The following is a 19,966-nucleotide window of genomic DNA, read 5'->3' as shown; positions in this document are numbered from 1 at the left end:
CTTTTTATATGTTTTATAAATTATAAATATTAATTAAAAAATAGGATTTAAGTTAAGTTATAAATTTTAAAAAGAAAATGAAATTATTATAAGGAAAGGTGAAGTTTATGGAAAAAGCTAAAATTATGGATCAGAAGGCTATATCTAGAGCGGTTACAAGAATAAGCCATGAGATAGTAGAAAGAAATAAAGGTGTAAAGGACATATATATAATAGGGATAGAAACTAAGGGAACTCCTCTTGCGAAAATGATAGCATCTAAAATTGAGGAGATAGAAGAAACGAAGATAGCATGTGACTCAATAGATATTACTATGTATAGAGATGATATTACACATGAAAAAATAAAAGATACAATGGATGAAAACTTCAACTTAGATGTTGAGGACAAAACAGTAGTCCTAGTGGATGACGTTTTATATACAGGAAGGACTATAAGAGCGGCGCTTGACTATATTATAGATAATGGTAGACCAAAGCTTATACAGCTTGCTGTACTTATAGATAGAGGTCATAGGGAACTTCCAATAAGGGCAGACTATGTAGGCAAAAATGTTCCAACATCAAAATCAGAATCAGTATTTGTAAAGTTTGATAGCAATGATATTGATAGCTCAGTAATTATATGTGAGTAGTTCGTAGCTGAAGAAATTGTATAAATTTGTTGCAAATACATAGTAATATACACTTATCTTTTAAAATAAAGTATAAGAGTATATTCGATAGATTGTAGAATTTAGTTATAGAAAATAATTAGTGATAGGGTGGTTAATAATGGCATTTGATGGTATAGTAATAAATTCTCTTGTAAGAGAATTGAAAAAAAAGCTAGTAAATTCAAAAGTAGATAAGGTATACCAGCCTGAGAAAGACGAAATATGTCTTAAAATAAGAGGGAGAGAAGAAAATTTCAAACTTATTATCAGTGCTAGTGCATCGAATCCTAGAATTTATTTAGCGGAAAAGTATGAGAAAAATAATCCCAAGAAAGCTCCTCTATTTTGTATGACTTTAAGGAAGTATATACAAAGTGGTGTAATAACAGATGTAGAGCAGATGGGATTTGAAAGAATAATAAGAATTTCTGTGGATTCTTATGATGAACTTAGGGAAAAGACGACTAGGTACTTATATGTTGAGATAATGGGAAAACATAGTAATATTATTTTAGTTTCAAAGAATGAAAATAAGATTTTGGACTCCATAAAAAGAGTACCGATAAGCGTAAGTAGAGTAAGGCAGATACTTCCCGGAAATGAATATGAGCTTCCACCTTCACAGGACAAGATTAATCCATTAGAAGAAATAAATGAAGAAGATTTTAAGAAAAGATCAAAAGAGTCTTCCGGTGTTATTTTTAAGTCTATTTATGGTAATATACTTGGTATTTCACCATTGATAGCTAGAGAAGTTTGTATTAGAGCGGATTTAGATAAGAATAAAAAAATAGAAGAAATGACAGATGATGAATTTAAATCTATCTGTTATCAAATAAATTATATATTTAATGACCTAAAAAACGATGAGGTTTATCCAAATATTATTGTAGATGATAGTAGGGACAAAATTGTTGAATTTAGTGCTATAAAGCTTTATCAATACAGCTCTATGCGTGAAATAAAAAAAGAAAGTATATCTTCTGCAATAGAGGATTTTTATTTAACAAAAGATTTAAAAGAGAGGATGAATCAAAAATCCTCTAATTTAAAGAAAAATATTTCTCTTAAACTAGAGAGAATTAATCATAAGATAGAAAAGCAAGAAAAAGAGCTTAAAGAAGCACAGAAGGCTGAAAACTACAAAGTAAAGGGAGAACTTCTTACTGCCTATATCTATATGATAAAACAAGGTATGGAGTCAATCAAACTTTTAGATTTTTATAATAACAATGAAGAGGTAGAAATAAAGCTTAGAAAAAACCTTACTCCATCGGAAAATGCTCAAAAATATTTTAAAAAGTATAATAAGCTGAAAAAAGCAAATGAAGAGTTGAGTATTCATATTAAGAACAATAAGGAAGAAGCTGAATACCTTGAAAATACTCTTTTAAGCATAGAAAACTGCGAAGATGAAAAAGAATTAAAAGAGATAAAAGAAGAACTTATGAGAGAAGGTTATATTAAGGTATATAGAATGCCTAAGAAAAATAATAAACCTAAAACTACAATAATGAAGTATTTATCATCAAAGGGTACGATGATAATGGTAGGGAAAAATAACAAACAAAATGATTACCTTACACTTAGGTTGGCAGACAATGAAGACTTATGGTTTCATACAAAAGATATACCGGGATCACATGTACTCCTTAAATGTGCAGGCAAGAAAATAGAGGAGTCGGAGATTTTAGAAGCTGCTACACTTGCTGCTTATTATAGTAAGGCTAAGATGTCTCAGAATGTACCAGTTGATTATACAATTAAGAAAAATGTTAAAAAACCAAGTGGTGCTAAGCCAGGACTTGTAATTTATGAAAAGAATAAAACCATTTATGTAACTCCTTCTGATGAAGAAAAGGCAAAAATTAAAAAGTTTGAAAGCGATGGTGAAGAGTAGTGATATTTACCAATAGTGAAGGTTTAAAAATATATTACAGAGATTCAGGGGAAGAAAATCTTCAAACTGTAATTTTCCTTCATTCGTGGGGGTCAAGTCAAGTTGACTTTGAATATACATTTAAAAATCTTGATGGATATAGAAAAATTATATATGATCATAGAGGTTTTGGAAAATCTGATAGACCAGAAAGAAATATGTCGCTAAGGACATTGGCAGAGGATTTAAAAGAGTTAATTGAAAAACTTAAAATAGAAAATCCAATTCTTGTTGGATACTCTATGGGTGCCTGTGTATTGTTCAAATATATAGAACTTTTTGGTGACAAGAATATAAAATCTTTGGTTATATGTGACATGACTCCAAAGATAATTAGTGACGATACTTGGGATTTGGGAATAGTTGATGGAAACTATGGTCAAAAAGAGTTTATGGAAAGTATAGCTATGCAGTTTGATAATATGCTAGATGCCTATATAAAACTTTTTACAGACATTGATCCAAAACTTAAAGGAAGAAATAATAAAGTTCTTAAAAAAGTAATAAATATGGAACTTGAAAAAAATTCATACTACTCTATAACTTCAATGTGGTTTTCAATGGGATACGAGGATTTTAGAGAAAGTGTAAAGAAGATAAAAGTCCCTACTGCACTTTTTTTTGCAAAACCAGGTTCACTTGTAAATCCTAAAGTGGTGGAGTATTTAGAAGAATCAATAGAGGATACATATACTCGCATGTTTGAGAATAGTAGCCATAGTTTTGTAAGTAGTAAACCTAAAAAATTTAAAAGTGAGTTGGAATTATTCTTAAAAACGTTAAAATAATGATTTTTTATGATATAATGAAGGGTACGGTAATAATATAAATTGAATTGGAGAAGTGAATATGGCAAAGAGTATGACTGGATTTGGCATGGGGGAATATAAGGATGAGAGCTACAGTATATCAGTTGAATGCAAGGCTATCAACCATAAATACTTAGATATAAATCCTAGATTGCCAAGAAAAATATCTTTTTTAGAAGATAAGTTAAGATTATTGGTTAAAGACTATCTTAATAGAGGTAGAGTTGATATATTTATCAAGTTTGAAACTTTAAAATCTTCAGGAGTAAAGCTTCAGTATGATGATGAACTTGCTGGTCAGTACAATGAAATTTTAAGAAGGATTAAAAAAGATTTTAATATAGAAGAAGAAATTTCAGCTACTGATATAGCTAGATTTCCAGAAATTATAACATCTACAGAAGCTGAAGATGATGAGGAATTACTTTGGAATATGCTTTCTGAAGCAACTGAAAAATCACTTAAAAGACTTCTTGAAATGAGAGAAGCAGAAGGTAAAAAATTAGAGAAAGATATACTTGAAAGAACTGATCTTCTAGAGAAGTATATACTTGACATAGAAAAATTTTCAGATGATGTAGTAGATGAATACAAGGAAAAGTTAAACTCTAGAATTTCAGAGATATTAGAAGATCCAAGTGTAATAGATGAGTCAAGACTGGCTCAAGAAGTAGCTATATATGCAGACAAATCAAATATTACAGAAGAGATTGTAAGATTTAAGAGTCATATAGTACAACTTAGAAATACAGTTAAAAAAGATGATACTATTGGAAGAAAAATGGATTTTCTAATTCAAGAAATGAACAGAGAGACGAATACTATAGGTTCTAAGTCTTCTAATATAAATATAACGAATTTAGTTATAGAGGTTAAGGCTGAACTAGAAAAAATAAGAGAACAGATACAAAATATTGAATAGCTAGAGGGGGTTATAAGGTGTCTATAAAGAAAAAGGGCTTACTATTAGTAATATCTGGACCCAGTGGAGCAGGCAAGGGGACTATATGCAAGGAGCTATTAAAGGTAGGAGCAAGTACAAAACTTTCAATCTCAGCTACTACAAGAAATCCTAGAGCCGGTGAAAAAGAGGGGATAAATTACTATTACAAAACAAGAGAAGAATTCGAAAATATGATAGCTGAAGGAGAATTTCTTGAATACGCACAGATATATGACAACTATTATGGAACTCCTAAAAAGGCTATATTTCATGAACTTGAAAAGGGGAATGATGTAATTCTTGAAATTGAAATGCAAGGTGCAATGCAAATAAAGAAGGCTTATCCAGAAGCTGTATTTATATTTATACTTCCTCCAAGTTTAATGGAATTAAAAAATAGAATAGTTGGAAGAGGCACAGAAACAATAGAGCAAATAGAAAAAAGATTTGGAAGCGCTTATAGTGAAATTAAGTTAATAGGTGATTACGACTACTTTATATTTAATAATGTAGTTGAAAAGTCGGCAGATGAAATAAAGCATATAATCTATGCTGAAAAGAATAAAGTTGGCAGATATAAAAAAGATGTATTAGAAATGTTTGAAAAGGAGATTAAAAAATGTTAAGACCATCATTAAATGACATAGTAGAAAAGATAGAAAATAGATACTTCCTTATAGCGACAGTATCAAAGAGAGCGAGAGAGTTGGTAAATGGTGAAAAACCTTTAATACAAACTCAACCAAAGGACAAGCCTGTTGTAATAGCAAGTGAAGAAATAATAGCAGGTAAGGTTGGATATAGACTTCTTACTGATGAAGAAATTAAGGAAAAAGAAATTGCTCATAAGATAGAACAAGAAAGAAAGTTATTGGAACAGGAATAATAAATAATATTTTAAAAGAAAGAAATGGTGTAAATGCTTAATAATAAAACTATTGTCGTAGGTGTTACAGGTGGAATAGCTGTATACAAAGCCTGTGATGTTGTAAGTAGATTAAAAAAGCTTGGAGCTAATATTCATGTAGTAATGACAAAGTCTGCAACTGAATTTGTTTCGCCAATGACATTTCAGACTTTAAGTAATAACTTCGTAACAGTAGATATGTTCGAAGAAGTAAAGACATGGGAAGTTGAACATATAGAACTTGCCAAGAAGGCAGATGCTTTTCTTATAGTTCCTGCTACAGCAAACTTTATTGGCAAACTTGCCAATGGAATAGCAGATGATATGTTGACTACAACAGTTATGGCCACAACTTCACAGCTAATAGTAGCTCCTGCGATGAATACTAATATGTATAAAAATCCTATCGTTCAGGAAAATATAGAAAAACTAAAAAGACATGGTTGTATCTTTATAGATCCTACTTCTGGTCTTCTTGCTTGTGGAGATACAGGAGCAGGTAAACTGGAAACTCCGGAAAAAATAGTAGCTTCTGTGGAAAAGTTTTTTGAGGAAAAAGAAGCAAAAAGAGACTTAGAAGGTATAAAAATACTAGTAACTGCTGGACCTACTATTGAATCAATAGACCCAGTAAGATATCTTACAAATAGATCTAGTGGGAAAATGGGTTATTCAATAGCAAGTGAGGCCGTTAAAAGAGGAGCTTCGGTAATACTTGTTTCTGGAAAAACAGATCTAGAAGTACCATCTGGGCTTGATAAATATATTCAGATTGAAAGTGCAGAAGATTTATATGAAGCAATTATAAAAGAATATAATGCTTGTGATGTAGTAATACAAAGTGCTGCAGTTGCAGACTACAAGCCTAAAACTTATTCTGATAAAAAAATCAAAAAATCAGATGGAGATATGATAATTGAGCTTTCAAGAAATAAAGATATAGCTCAAGAGCTTGGAAAGATAAAGGGAGACAAAATTCTAATAGGATTTGCTGCAGAAACAAATGATCTTTTAGAAAACGCAAAAAGAAAGATTTCAAAGAAGAATTTAGATTTTATCGTTGCAAATGACCTTACAACAGAGGGGGCAGGATTTAAATCTGATACAAATATTGTTAAAATTATTAATTCTGCCGGTGAAATATCTGAGTATCCTAAACTTCTAAAAACAGAGGTTGCAGATGTAATATTAGATAGCTTGCTAAAGATAATGGACAACAAGGATAAATAAAAAGTATAGGGGAAGTTTTACTTTCCCTTTTTTAAAGGAGGTGCTTTGTGTGTATGCTGATTTAATTTTGCGAACGAGAGGAAAGTTTGCTGATATGCTGTTTACATATGAGGTGCCTTCTCATCTTTTGACAGATATAAAAGAAGGACATAGAGTAAGCGTTCCTTTTGGACGCTCTAATAAACCGATAGAGGCTATAGTAGTATCATTAAGAGAAAATATATCTGAGGATGCCGATATATCCAAAATAAAAGAAATAGATGATATACTAGATGAAAGCCCGCTTATAAGCTCAGAAAATATAGATTTGATAAAATGGATGAGAAATAGATACATGTGTACCTATATTGATTGCTTAAATCTTTTTTATCCAAAGGGCTATTCATTAGAAACAAGAAAAATTGTAGAAATAAGGAAAATAGAAGATGAATTTGAGCTTGAAGATGAAGAAATGAAACTTATAAATACTTTAAGGTTAAGTTCAAGTGCTGCCACATATGAAGATTTGACAAAAAACTTTACTAAAAAACTTATTTCAGATATGAAAAAGAAAAGATTAATAAAGATTATATGGGAATATAAAGACAAAAAAAATGAAAAGTTTATCAAATATATATCCCTTGCAGATACTATGGAAAATATTGAAAAATTAGTAAAAGATAAGAAGTATAGACTTGGAAGTAAGCAAAAGGAATTAATAAAGTTTTTATCATTAAATGAAAGTGTAGAGCAAGATGCTCTTATGCAACTTCTTGAATTATCAAGGAGCACAATAAAAAGTCTTGAGTCTAAAGGGATAGTTAAGATTGAGATGGTAGAGTATTATAGAAAATCTATAAATAAGTTGGCTTATAAAGATAAAGAAATATCTTTAAATAAGGAACAAAAAGAGATTTACGAATCTATATTAGATAAAATTAATTACAATAGCAGAAAGGTAACTCTACTTCATGGAGTTACTGGAAGTGGTAAAACGGAAATATATCTAGAGTTAATAGAGTACATGTTGAGTCAGGGTATGGATAGTATTTTTTTAGTTCCTGAAATAGCCCTTACTCCCCAAATGATTGCTAGAGTAAGAAATAGATTCGGTGATATAGTCGGTGTTTTTCACAGTATGCTTTCAGAAGGTGAGAAGCACGATGTTTTTAGAGAAATAAAAGAAGGTAATGTAAGAGTTGTAATAGGCACAAGATCGGCGCTTTTCCTGCCATTTACATCTTTAGGTTTGATAGTTATAGATGAAGAACACGAGATGAGTTATAGGTCAGAAATGACACCGAAATATGACTCGATAGAAGTTGCTAGATATATGGCATATAAACAAGGTGTAACTGTTCTTTTGGCTTCTGCGACACCTTCGATTTCAGACTATTATAGGGCTGAAAAAGGTGAATACGACCTTTTAACTCTAAATAAAAGGGCAAATAATAAGCCTATGCCTGAAATAGAAGTTGTAGATATGAGAGAAGAGCTACATAAGGGAAATAAAGATGATTTAAGTGAAAAAATGATAGAAGAAATTCAAAGAACCGTCGAAAGTGGAAATCAAGCAATACTATTTTTAAACAGAAGAGGTTTTGCAAGCTTTTTGACTTGTAAAGACTGTGGTCATGTTTTTAGATGTGACAGGTGTGATATTTCACTTACTTATCATAAATACAAAAATAAAGGCGTATGTCATTACTGTGGCAAAGAGGAAGTCATTCCGGATAAATGTCCAGAATGTGGAAATAAAAATATTTGTCCTATAGGTATAGGAACAGAGAAGATAGAACTTTATCTTAAAGAAAAGTTTCCTAATTATAAAATATTAAGAGTCGATAAGGATACAACTTCCAAAAAGGGACAGTTAGAGAAAATCTTAAACTCTTTTAATTCTGGTCAAGCAGATATACTTATAGGAACGCAGATACTAAGTAAGGGGCATGACTTTGACAATGTAACACTTGTGGGAATTATTTCTGCAGACATGATGTTGAACTATCCAGATTATAGAGCTTTTGAATCTACTTTTCAGCTTATAACTCAGGTATCGGGTAGAGCAGGAAGGTCTGACAAAGAAGGAAAAGTAATCCTACAAAGTTATAATACAGAACACTATGCAATACAAAAGGCAATAGACTATGATTATAAAGGCTTTTATCAAAAGGAAATAGCTATTAGAAAAACTTTTGGCTATGAACCATTTAATAATATATTTAGATTGGTGTTCTCTGGTTATAAATATAATAAGGTAAGAGAAAATGCGGACAGATTTTTAAAGACTTTAGAATATTTACAAAAGGAGAACAATATATATTTCTCTGATTTAATACTGGGACCAAATGAGTGTTCTATTAATAAAATAAATGACAAGTATAGATGGCAAGTAATTGTAAAAGATAATAATATGAATGTTAAAAAGCTTAAATCTATGATTAAATATATCTGTGTAACAAAATATGAAGAAATATTTGATAAGGATATAGTAATTAGTATAGAGCAAAATCCTAATAGTTTTATATAATTTAAGGAAAATTTCATGTAAAACAATTACAAAGTATAAAAAAAATGTTAATATAATTATATAAAGAAAGAAAAAGTAGGAGGGAAGACATGGCAATAAGAAATGTAGTAAAAATGGGAGATCCTGTTTTAAATAAAAAGTGTAAAAAGGTAGTGGATTTTGATGAAAGGTTACATGAACTGCTAGATGATATGGCAGAAACAATGTATGAAAATGATGGTGTTGGTCTAGCTGCACCACAGGTTGGAATTATAAGACGAGCTGTAGTAGTAGATGTAGGAAGTGGTCTTATAGAACTTATAAATCCTGAAATAATAGAGTCTTCAGGTGAACAGACAGATCCAGAAGGATGCCTTAGTGTAGAAGATTATATAGGGGATGTTACAAGACCAAACTATGTAAAGGTTAAGGCACAGGATAGAAATGGAAAAGATATACTTGTTGAAGGAACAGGTTTCCTAGCAAGAGCTTTCTGTCATGAACTTGATCACCTAGAAGGAATTCTATTTGTAGAAAGAGTAAATAAAGAAGAAAAGGGTGAATAATAATGCGTATTGTTTTTATGGGTACACCCGAGATATCTGTCGGGACTTTAAAGAGGATAATAGCTGATGGACATGAACTTTTGGCAGTTGTAACTCAACCAGATAGACCTAGAGGCAGAGGTAAAAAGATGATGATGTCACCTGTTAAGGAAGTTGCACTTGAAAATAATATAGAAGTGCTTCAACCACAGAAAGCATCAGATCCTGAATTTATAGAAAAACTAAAAGAATTAAATCCAGAGCTAATAGTTGTAGTAGCTTACGGACAGATTTTAAGAAAGAATCTTCTTGAAATACCAAAAAAAGGTTGTGTAAATGTTCATGTATCGCTACTTCCTAAGCTTAGAGGGGCAGCACCAATAAATTGGACCATAATTAATGGGGATTCAAAAACTGGTGTCACAACTATGTTTATGGATGAAGGTCTTGATACTGGAGATATTATAATGTCAAAGGAGTTCAAGTTAGATGACGAAATAACTGCAGGTGAACTTCATGATTGGATGATGGTAGAAGGCGCAGAGCTTTTAAGTCAGACAGTGAAGGCTATTGAATCTGGCAACTATACTAGAACAAAGCAAGATGATGAAGAATCTACATATGCACCTATGATGGATAAAAATTTAGGTCATATTGATTTTTCAAAGTCTGCACAGGAAATACATAATCTTGTGAGAGGAACAATTCCTTGGCCTGGAGCTTGGTGTGAATCTGACTATGGAAAAATTAAAATTTGGAAAACAAAAGTTATAAAAAGAGAACACTCACAAGAAAATGGAAAAGTACTAAAAGTAGATAAAGAAGGTATAGAAGTAGCTTGTGGAAAAGATATACTTTTAATTGTAGATATACAAATGCCTAACAAAAAGAGAATGCCGGTTTCGGAATTTATAAAGGGTAATAGTATAGAAGAGGGAACTATTTTGAGATAGTGTTCACTGTATTTTATAAGGGGTGATAAATATGTATCCATATGGTTTTTTTTGGGATAGAACAATGTTAATATTGTTACCAGCAATTATACTTTCAGCATATGCTTCATACAAAGTAAATTCGGTAACAAGCAGATATTTTAAAGTAAGAGCATCAAGAGGTCTTACAGGTGCAGAAGTGGCAAGAACTATATTAGATAGAAATGGTCTTAGCTCAGTGCCTGTATATCCAGTTAGAGGAACTCTTACTGACCACTATGATCCAAGAAGTAGAAAGGTAAATCTTTCTGAGGAAGTTTATTATGGAACATCCATTACTTCAGTAGCAGTTGCTGCTCATGAATGTGGTCATGCTATACAGCACAAAGAGTCTTATTTACCATTGACACTCAGAAGTGCAATAGTACCAGCTGTAAATTTTGCATCATCAGCATCATGGATTATAATTCTATTAGGTTTCTTTATAAATAAAAGTTTGTTATGGATAGGAATAGTATTATTCTCTGCAACAGTATTATTCCAATTAGTAACACTTCCTGTAGAATTTAATGCTTCTAGTAGAGCTTTAAAACAATTACAGAGTCTTGGAATAATGGGAGCAGAAGAAAATCAACAAAGCAAAAAAGTTTTAAGTGCAGCGGCACTAACATATGTAGCAGCAGCACTTTCATCAATTCTTCAGCTACTAAGATTAGTTGTAATTGCAAGAGATAATAATGACTAAGAATATTTAACAATATGACTATATGCAATGCATATAGTCATATTAGTTTTAAATATTAATTTAGAAACTTGCTTGTATGAAAAAATATAACTATAAAAAATATATGAATAGAAAATATGAAAGTCGCTCTATAAGTAGATTTAAGTTATTTAAAGGTATTTTGAAACAGAGTAATGTAAGATAATAATAGTGTTATAAAATGAAAAGATAAATATGTATATTTATAGAATATGGTATAATGTTACTTAATTGTATTTGAAATAACTGATTTTAATAGTAAATATATTGAAATGAGTTATCTGTAAATATGCAAAAGATAAATTAAATATAATATGAGGAAATGGAAGGAGAAATTATGTCGGCAAGAAAGATTGCGTATGAAATTTTAATGGACATAGAAGTAAACAACAATTATTCCAATATATCTCTTAACTCTCACCTATCAAAGGCGAAAGTTGACAACAGAGACAAGGGTTTAATAACAGAGCTTGTTTATGGTGTAATAGAAAAAAAGAGGTATATTGATTATATAATAAACAAGGTATCGAAAATAAAGGTAAGAAAAATGGAAAACTCTGTAAAAATAGCGATTAGGCTAGGAGTGTACCAAATTGTATTCTTAGATAGAATAGCAGATTATGCAGCGATAAATGAGTCAGTAGATATTATTAAGAAAATAGATAAAAGAGCGTCAGGTTTTGTAAATGCTATTTTAAGAAATGTTCTTAGAAAAAAAGATGATATTTGCAAGATTAATGATAATACAACAGAAAATATAGCTATAAAGTATTCCTATGAAAAATGGATAGTAGATAGATTGATAGGAGAACATGGACTAGCTAGAGCAAAAAGCATTTTAGAATCTTTATCAGAAAGACCAAAGCTTTACTTGAGAATAAATAGAAGTAAAATGGATGGTTTTGATGATATTGATGAGTTTGCAGAATTTATAATTGATCAGCTTGAAAAAGAAGGGATAAAAGCAAAGAGAAGTGAGTTTTTAGAAGAAGCTATACAGGCGGATAATTTTAAGAATATCGAAGCTAACAAGCTATTTAAAATGGGCTATATAAGTGTACAGGATATAAGCTCTATGTTAGTTTCAAAAGCTTTAAATCCAAAAGGAAATTCAAAGGTTTTGGATTTATGCGCAGCTCCTGGTGGTAAAACAACACACATAGCAGAATTAATGAATAATACTGGCTTAGTTTTATCACAGGATATTTATGATCATAAAATTAAAATGATAAAATGGTATGCAAATAGATTAGGTCTAAATAATATAAAAGTTGAAAAAGCTGATGCATTGAGCCTTTGTGAAGAATATAAGGGTAAGTTTGATTATGTTTTAAGCGACGTACCTTGCTCAGGTATGGGAATAGTAAGACGTAAACCAGAAATTAAATATAAAACAGAGGAAGAAGTAAATAAGCTTCCAGATATTCAACTTTCAATATTAAGAAATGCAGCAGAATATGTTAAGGAAGGTGGAGTGTTAGTTTACTCTACTTGTACTATATTTAAAGAAGAAAATATGGGAATTATATATAGATTCCTTTCAGAAAATCAAGATTTTAGCCTTGATTCTATAGAAAATCTAAATCTAGATAGCTCTACTTTAGACAGTGGATATATAAACATATATCCTGATGAGTTTGAAATGGATGGCTTCTTTATATGTAGATTGAAAAAAAATTAAAAAAAGTATCAGAGGTGTGATATAATGTATAAAGGGAAGATAGTGTTAAAAAACTTAACAGAAAAAGAAATGAAGGATTTTTTAGTAAGCATAGGTGAAAAAAAGTTCAGAGGTAGTCAAATATTCTCTTGGATATACAAGAATATAAGAGATTTTGATGAAATGAACAATATACCAAAGTCACTTAGAGAAAAGCTAAAAGAAACTTCTATTATAGGAAATATAGATATAGAATTAAGGTTAGAGTCTGAAATAGACAATACCAAAAAATATCTATTTTTATTAAATGATGGAAACATTATAGAAACAGTAGCCATGGAGTATGATAATAGAGTTACTGTTTGTGTTTCAAATCAAGTTGGTTGTAGGATGGGGTGCAGATTCTGTGCATCTACAATAGACGGACTTGAAAGAAACCTTGAAGCTTGGGAGATACTGGATCAGATAATGAAGGTTCAGGAAGATCTTGGGAAAAGAGTTTCCAATGTAGTAATGATGGGAAGCGGTGAGCCGCTTGACAATTTTGAGAATTCAAAGAAATTCCTGGAACTTGTTAATGAAGAAAATGGTTTGAATATAGGATATAGACATATAACTTTATCTACTTGCGGATTGGTGGATAAAATATATGAACTTGCAGATTTGGAAATACCAATAAATATTGCAATATCACTTCATTCTCCATTTGATGATGAAAGACAGGAAATAATGCCGGTTGCGAAAAAATATTCAATTGATGAAATTATTAAAGTATGTAATTATTATATTTCAAAGACTAACAGAAGAATAACATTTGAATATTCTCTAATTAAAGGGAAAAATGATTCAGATAGAGAAGCTAAAAAATTAGTTGAATTATTGAGAGGAATGCTGTGTCATGTTAATTTGATACCGATTAATCCAATAGAAGAAAGAGATTTTGAAAAACCGGATATGGAGTATATTAATAGGTTCAAAAACTATCTAGATAAAAAGAACATACCTGTTACTATCAGAAACTCTATGGGGGCTGATATCAGCGGTGCCTGTGGGCAGTTGAGAAGAAAAGTGAAGTAACAGATTTAAGGAGGAAGAATATGGATTTTGTATGTACTTCTCACATTGGCATGGTCAGAAAAAACAACGAAGACTATTGCAAAGGAGAAATAATAGAGGTTGGAGAGGATAGCGAAGTTGGGATATTCGCTATTGCTGATGGTATGGGTGGCCATAACAAAGGTGAGGTTGCCAGCCAGCTTGCCGTTGATAATATAATTGAATTATTCAACGACAAATTGATACAAAATGAAACAATAAAGATTGAATACATTGACGATATAATTAAGCAATCATACAATACAGTGAATTCAATGATATATGAAAAGTCAAAAGAAGATATTGCCTTTGATGGTATGGGAACAACTTTAACAGTTGCAGTTGTCTATAATGGGGTAGCATATGTTGCAAATGTTGGCGATAGTAGGTGCTATGTTGTAGACTCAGATGGTAAGTTAGAAAAGATAACATCAGACCACTCTATAGTAGAAGAATATGTAAAGGCTAATATTATTACAGAAGAAGAAGCGAGAGTTCATCCTGATAGAAACAAAATCACTAGAGCCGTTGGTACTGAACCAGTAGTTGTAGTAGATATATTTACTAGAGAATTGAAGGAAGGCGAAAAACTTTTACTTGCTACTGATGGTCTGACAGGCGCAGTCAATAAGGAAGAAATTGAAAAAGTATTTATAAATAATGGTGATGCTAATATTATCGCTGATAGCCTTATAGATCTGGCTAATAATTCTTCAGGTAAAGATAATGTTACTGTAATAATAGTTATGGCGTAAGGTGGTGTTATTATGGGAGCGACAGTATTAGGAAATAGATATGAAATTCTAAGGAAAATAGGAGACGGTGGAATGGCCTTTGTTTATCAGGCCAGAGACAAGCTGTTAAATAGAATAGTTGCAGTAAAAGTATTGAGACCTGAATATGTTGATGATCAGGAATTTTTGGTGAAGTTTAAAAGAGAGGCAGAAGCCGTTGCAAGTTTATCACATCCAAATATCGTGAACGTTTACGACGTTGGTGAAGATGGTAAGGTTCATTATATAGTAATGGAATATGTAGATGGGCAAAACCTTAAAGAAATAATACAAAATGAAGGTTGTTTAGAAGAATATACAGCACTTGATATTGCTAAGCAAATAGCTCAGGCTCTTAGTGCAGCTCATAGAAACGGTATAATACATAGGGATATAAAACCACACAATATACTGATTTCAAAAGATGGTAGATTAGTAAAGGTTGCTGATTTTGGTATAGCCAAGGCGGTGAGCAGTTCTACAATGACAAATATGGGGAGTGTTATCGGATCAGTTCACTACATTTCACCTGAACAGGCAAAGGGAAAGCATCTTACAAGCAATGCAGACCTTTATTCTTTGGGTATAGTTATGTATGAAATGATAGTTGGTAGAGTTCCATTTGTTGGAGACAGCCCAATATCAATAGCACTAAAGCATATAAATGAAAATATAACTTTTACAGAAGAGGAAGAGGTAAGAATTCCCAAAAGCGTTAGAACGATTATAGGAAAGCTTACAGAAAAAGAACCTGCAAATAGATATCAGACAGCTGAAGAACTTATTGAAGATATTGAGTTTGTAGAGAATAATATAGATCTTCCGTATGTAAAAGACTATGATAATTTTGCAACTTCAGATATGAGCAGTAGGGATCCAAGTATGTTTAATGGAAGAAGACCTGCAGTTTATAATGATGATGAAGACCAGTATTATGATGAAGATTATGACGATGATTATTATGATAGTGATGACTATTATGATGATGATTACTATGAAGAAGATCCTAAGTCTAGAAGAGATCTTAAAAAAGAAAAGAAAAAGAAGGCAAGAAAGCAGGAAACTCCTAAGTCTAGAAGAAGGCTTAAGATAATAGCTGCCATACTGATATTAATACTTATGGGGTATGGAGTAGCCGCAATGAAATACTTTGGATTCAATCCATTTGGAGATAAGGGCGAAGATATAGCGGCACCTAATCTTATAAATATGACAGTTGAACAAGCTCAAAATGAGCTAAATTCCAAGGGCTTGAACTTGACAGTTAAGTCTCAGGAGTATAGTAATCAAGTAGGTGAAGGCAAGATAATTTCTCAGACTCCAAGCCCAGATACAAAGTTGAAGAAGGGTGATTCAATAGGAGTTATAGTAAGTAAGGGAAATTCTAAGGTGCCAGTACCAAATGTTGTAGGCTTGAAATTGACCCAGGCAGAAAAGTTATTAAACGATAATGGACTGCTTCTAGGAAATGTTAAGTATGAATATAACAGTGCAGAAGAAGGTACTGTATTAAGTCAGAGCTTGATAGGTGGTTCAAATGATGAAGGGCAGAAGGTTTCTCTAGTAGTAAGCAAGGGTAGAGAACCTAAGAAGGAAAAGCCAAGTATTATAGAGAATACAGAGACTCCTAGTGAGGATTTAAATAATGATATAGACAACAATAATACAAATCCACCAGCAACAGGAGAAACTGGAAATAACTCAAATACTGGAAATCAAGAAAATAATAACCATTCCGGCAATCAGAATACAAATCCACCTACTACTCCAAATACTGGAAGTCAGGGAACTACACAGGGTGGTCAGACTAACCAGAACCCAGGAACTACACAGGGACAGGGAAGTAATCATGGAAGTCAAAATACAGGAAGTAATGGAATGAATTAAATATAAAATTAAAAAGAGTTATCGAAAGATAACTCTTTTTAATTGTGTTTTAAAGGGACAGTTTGAATTTTTACGAAAGATAAGCTTATTGAAATAATAAGAAAAATATAATTAACAATAAGGGTTAGAAAGTAAGGTGTTAGAATTGAAGAAAACAGCATTGGTAACAGGAGGCTCAAGAGGAATTGGAAGACAAATATGCCTGGATCTTGCAAGAGAAGGATATAATGTAATTATAAATTATAATAAGTCAGAAGATAAGGCAAAAGAAATAAAGGAAAAATTAAATGCTGAGTCTATTAATTGTGAAATATTTAAGGCAGATGTATCGAAGTCAGAAGAAGTAAAAAGAATGTTTGAATTTTGTATAGAAAAGTACAAGACTCTTGATTTACTTGTAAATAATGCAGGAATAAGCTTTGAAGGATTAATAACAGATATGGAAGAAAAAGATTGGGACAATATAGTTAGTAATAATCTTAAATCTGTATTTTTATGTTCAAAAGAGGCATTAAAGATTATGATTTCTGAGCATAAGGGGAAAATAATAAATATGTCTTCTATGTGGGGTGTAACTGGTGGATCTTGTGAAGTAGCCTATTCTGCTAGTAAGGCAGGTGTAATTGGATTTACAAAGGCTCTAGCCAAGGAAGTAGGACCATCAGGTATCAATGTAAATGCCATAGCCCCAGGAGTTATAATGACTGATATGATGAATGATTTTACAGAGGATGACATTAGAGTTTTAAAAGATGAAACACCTCTTATGGAGCTTGGAAACCCTAAAGACATTTCTAACGCAGTGTTATTTCTTGCTTCTGAAAAATCCGACTTTATAACAGGACAGATTATAGGTGTTAATGGAGGATTTGTAATATAATAAAGAGATATTTTTATAAAATATAGACTAAAAAACTATTATAATTTATAAAACGAAATAGATTAAATCTTTTATAAAAGATGGCAATATGTTATCATGTATTATAGAAGTATTGTGTGATTAATGAAATTTTAAGAAAAAAACGGAGGCAGGATGCTAGAAGGAATCATAATAAAAGGAATTAGCGGATTTTACTATGTAGAAGTTCAAGATACAATATATGAATGTAAAGCAAGAGGCATATTTAGAAAGAGAAATAAAACACCCCTTGTAGGAGATAGAGTATCTATAAGCATAGTAGATGAAGAAGGAAAAAAAGGTATAGTGGAGGAGATTCATCCGAGAGTTTCAGAACTTGTAAGACCACCTGTTGCAAATATAAACAAGGTTATGATTACATTTTCTGTAAAGGAGCCTAATCCGAACTTTGTTTTATTGGATAGATTTATAGTATTTTCAGAAAGAGAAAACTTGGATATTGTAATAGTTCTTTCCAAGACAGATCTTGATGAGAGTGGTGAAATTACAAAATCTATACAAGAGGAGTTTGAAAAAGTAGGTTATAAAGTACTGGCAGTAAGTACCAAAACAGGAGAAAATATGGAAAAGGTTCTTGAAGAACTAGAAGGCTGTATATCTGTTTTTGCTGGGCAATCAGGAGTAGGAAAGTCGAGTATTATTAATTATATAGCTCCGGGGATTGACCTTGCAACGGCTGAAATTTCTCAAAAATTAGGAAGAGGTAAGCATACTACAAGGCATGCAGAGCTTTTCAAAATAGGCAAGAATGCAATAATAGCAGATACTCCAGGTTTCAGTTCTTTTGAATTAAATAATATAGAAGTAGAAGAACTACAGGAATATTTTATTGAATTTGAACAATACAGAACTTGTAAATTTGGTTCAAAGTGCATACATAAAAATGAACCAGCTTGTGGTATAAAACAAGCAGTTGAAGATGGAAATATATCAAAAAGAAGATATGAAAGCTATCTTCAAATATTAGATGAAATAAATAATTTAAAAGGGAAACTAAAAAGAAATTTATAAAATCATTGTGATTTAACTAGGAGGAAAAATTATGAAATTAGCACCATCAATATTATCGGCAAATTTTGCCACACTTTTAGAGGACTGTAAAAAGGTTGAAAATGCAGGATGTGAGTATCTTCATTTAGACGTTATGGACGGTCATTTTGTACCGAACATTACATTTGGACCAGCTATAATAAAGAGTCTTAGAAAAGATATAGATATGGTATTTGATGCACATCTTATGATAACAGATCCAGATAACTTTATACCTGCTCTAGCAGATGCAGGTTGTGATATTATAACAGTTCATCAAGAAGCGTGTATACACCTTCATAGAACAATACAAAATATCAAATCTCATGGAATGAAAGCGGGTGTAGTTCTTAACCCTGCAACACCTATAAATACAATTAAACATGTTTTAGGTGATATAGATATGGTACTTTTAATGTCAGTAAATCCAGGTTTTGGTGGACAAAAGTTTATACCTGAGACAATTGAAAAGATAAAGGAATTAAAGGCATTAATAGAAGAAAAAAATCTAAATGTTCTTATAGAAGTTGATGGTGGAGTAAAGGCCAACAATATTAAAGAAATTGTAGATGCTGGAGCCGATGTATTAGTTGCTGGTTCAGCGATATTTGGAGATGACATAAATAAGGCAGTTAAGGGATTAAGAGACGCTGCTGAAGGAAAGTAGTTGGTGTAGTTGTACGGTAAATTTATTTCTACGAATAGAGCCTGTGTGGTTTTAAATGGTGAAGTTAAAGATTATGAAAAGTTAAGAAGTATAATACTGTCTAAAGGATATACACACATAATAGCAATAGATGGTGGAGCAAACCATCTTTATAAAATGGGGATTAAGGCAGATTACATAGTAGGAGATCTAGATTCTATAGACAAAGAAGTATTTGAAAAGTCTAAAGAACATGGAATAGAATACTATAAATATCCATGTAAAAAAAATGAAACAGACTCTGAGCTTGGAATCATACTAGCAATTGAACTAGGAAATATGTGTATAGATATTTACGCAGCTCTTGGAGGAAGAATTGATCATGAGCTAAGCAATATTGGTCTCCTATATTATATATTAAAAAAGGGAGTATATCCTAGAATAATATCTGAAACAGAAGACATATATATACTTGAAAATGATGAAATGGCAATAGAAGGTAAAAAAGGTGATATTGTATCTGTAATTCCTTTTAAGGGAGATGCAAATGGGGTTACATTAAGAGATTTGGAGTATCCTCTTGAGGAGTTTGATTTAGAATATTCTACTCCTAGAGGTATTTCTAATGTAATGCTAAATGATGAATGTCATATAAATGTTAGAGATGGATGTTTGCTTATAGTGAAACAAAAATAATCAAAGGGGATATATGTGGATGAAAATCTACATATATCCTTAGTACTAT

19 protein-coding genes are annotated in these 19,966 nt (G+C 31.4%); all 19 read left to right on the top strand.

Features of this window, described 5'->3' with window-relative positions:
* Window positions 1–107 precede the first annotated feature (107 nt).
* The 19 genes from pyrR to BMY82_RS01985 all read left to right on the top strand — a co-directional run bounded on the left by pyrR (window position 108) and on the right by BMY82_RS01985 (window position 19,917).
* Window positions 108–635, top strand: a complete 528-nt coding sequence (gene pyrR / locus BMY82_RS02075) for a bifunctional pyr operon transcriptional regulator/uracil phosphoribosyltransferase PyrR (protein WP_091974109.1) — start codon at window positions 108–110, stop codon at window positions 633–635.
* 139 nt (window positions 636–774) lie between these two features.
* Window positions 775–2,556, top strand: coding sequence for an Rqc2 family fibronectin-binding protein (locus tag BMY82_RS02070; protein ID WP_091974107.1), 1,782 nt, complete (start codon window positions 775–777; stop codon window positions 2,554–2,556).
* Window positions 2,556–3,383 carry an alpha/beta fold hydrolase gene (locus tag BMY82_RS02065; RefSeq protein WP_091974105.1) on the top strand — a complete coding sequence of 276 codons (828 nt, stop codon included), beginning with the start codon at window positions 2,556–2,558 and terminating at the stop codon, window positions 3,381–3,383. Before BMY82_RS02070 ends, BMY82_RS02065 begins: the two co-directional genes overlap by 1 nt.
* A gap of 61 nt (window positions 3,384–3,444) precedes the next feature.
* Window positions 3,445–4,326, top strand: a complete 882-nt coding sequence (locus tag BMY82_RS02060; protein ID WP_091974103.1) for a YicC/YloC family endoribonuclease — start codon at window positions 3,445–3,447, stop codon at window positions 4,324–4,326.
* A gap of 23 nt (window positions 4,327–4,349) precedes the next feature.
* Entirely contained in the window at window positions 4,350–4,973 is a 624-nt protein-coding gene (gene gmk / locus BMY82_RS02055; protein WP_091974332.1) for a guanylate kinase, read from the top strand.
* A complete protein-coding gene (rpoZ, locus tag BMY82_RS02050) occupies window positions 4,967–5,233 on the top strand; it encodes a DNA-directed RNA polymerase subunit omega (RefSeq protein WP_091974101.1) in 267 nt (88 codons plus the stop codon). The genes gmk and rpoZ overlap by 7 nt, the downstream gene beginning before the upstream one ends.
* Before the next feature lie 33 nt (window positions 5,234–5,266).
* On the top strand, window positions 5,267–6,484 hold the full coding sequence (gene coaBC, locus BMY82_RS02045; RefSeq protein ID WP_091974099.1) for a bifunctional phosphopantothenoylcysteine decarboxylase/phosphopantothenate--cysteine ligase CoaBC: 1,218 nt from the start codon (window positions 5,267–5,269) through the stop codon (window positions 6,482–6,484).
* A gap of 49 nt (window positions 6,485–6,533) precedes the next feature.
* Window positions 6,534–8,993: a primosomal protein N' gene (priA, locus tag BMY82_RS02040; protein WP_091974096.1), complete on the top strand. Its 2,460-nt coding sequence runs from the start codon at window positions 6,534–6,536 to the stop codon at window positions 8,991–8,993.
* A gap of 89 nt (window positions 8,994–9,082) precedes the next feature.
* Window positions 9,083–9,538: a peptide deformylase gene (def, locus tag BMY82_RS02035; RefSeq protein ID WP_091974094.1), complete on the top strand. Its 456-nt coding sequence runs from the start codon at window positions 9,083–9,085 to the stop codon at window positions 9,536–9,538.
* 2 nt (window positions 9,539–9,540) lie between these two features.
* Window positions 9,541–10,470, top strand: coding sequence for a methionyl-tRNA formyltransferase (fmt, locus tag BMY82_RS02030; RefSeq protein WP_091974092.1), 930 nt, complete (start codon window positions 9,541–9,543; stop codon window positions 10,468–10,470).
* 31 nt (window positions 10,471–10,501) lie between these two features.
* Window positions 10,502–11,194, top strand: a complete 693-nt coding sequence (locus BMY82_RS02025) for a zinc metallopeptidase (RefSeq protein ID WP_091974090.1) — start codon at window positions 10,502–10,504, stop codon at window positions 11,192–11,194.
* 355 nt (window positions 11,195–11,549) lie between these two features.
* The gene (gene rsmB / locus BMY82_RS02020) at window positions 11,550–12,893 is read left to right on the top strand and encodes a 16S rRNA (cytosine(967)-C(5))-methyltransferase RsmB (RefSeq protein WP_091974088.1); all 1,344 of its coding nucleotides are present in this window, start codon (window positions 11,550–11,552) and stop codon (window positions 12,891–12,893) included.
* A 24-nt stretch (window positions 12,894–12,917) separates the two neighbouring features.
* Window positions 12,918–13,949 carry a dual-specificity RNA methyltransferase RlmN gene (gene rlmN, locus BMY82_RS02015; protein WP_091974086.1) on the top strand — a complete coding sequence of 344 codons (1,032 nt, stop codon included), beginning with the start codon at window positions 12,918–12,920 and terminating at the stop codon, window positions 13,947–13,949.
* Window positions 13,950–13,969: 20 nt separating this feature from the next.
* Window positions 13,970–14,722, top strand: a complete 753-nt coding sequence (locus BMY82_RS02010) for a Stp1/IreP family PP2C-type Ser/Thr phosphatase (RefSeq protein WP_091974084.1) — start codon at window positions 13,970–13,972, stop codon at window positions 14,720–14,722.
* 12 nt (window positions 14,723–14,734) lie between these two features.
* On the top strand, window positions 14,735–16,627 hold the full coding sequence (pknB, locus tag BMY82_RS02005; RefSeq protein WP_091974083.1) for a Stk1 family PASTA domain-containing Ser/Thr kinase: 1,893 nt from the start codon (window positions 14,735–14,737) through the stop codon (window positions 16,625–16,627).
* A gap of 136 nt (window positions 16,628–16,763) precedes the next feature.
* A complete protein-coding gene (gene ymfI, locus BMY82_RS02000; protein WP_420358840.1) occupies window positions 16,764–17,507 on the top strand; it encodes an elongation factor P 5-aminopentanone reductase in 744 nt (247 codons plus the stop codon).
* 153 nt (window positions 17,508–17,660) lie between these two features.
* Complete coding sequence (gene rsgA, locus BMY82_RS01995) at window positions 17,661–18,557, top strand: ribosome small subunit-dependent GTPase A (RefSeq protein ID WP_091974080.1); 897 nt, start codon at window positions 17,661–17,663, stop codon at window positions 18,555–18,557.
* Between the two features lie 28 nt (window positions 18,558–18,585).
* Window positions 18,586–19,242 carry a ribulose-phosphate 3-epimerase gene (rpe, locus tag BMY82_RS01990; RefSeq protein ID WP_091974077.1) on the top strand — a complete coding sequence of 219 codons (657 nt, stop codon included), beginning with the start codon at window positions 18,586–18,588 and terminating at the stop codon, window positions 19,240–19,242.
* A gap of 9 nt (window positions 19,243–19,251) precedes the next feature.
* On the top strand, window positions 19,252–19,917 hold the full coding sequence (locus tag BMY82_RS01985) for a thiamine diphosphokinase (RefSeq protein ID WP_242938888.1): 666 nt from the start codon (window positions 19,252–19,254) through the stop codon (window positions 19,915–19,917).
* Window positions 19,918–19,966: the final 49 nt, after the last annotated feature.

This window comes from Peptostreptococcus russellii, from assembly GCF_900110295.1.
Lineage (GTDB): Bacteria > Bacillota > Clostridia > Peptostreptococcales > Peptostreptococcaceae > Peptostreptococcus > Peptostreptococcus russellii_A.
This window is presented reverse-complemented; position numbering and strand designations above follow the sequence as displayed.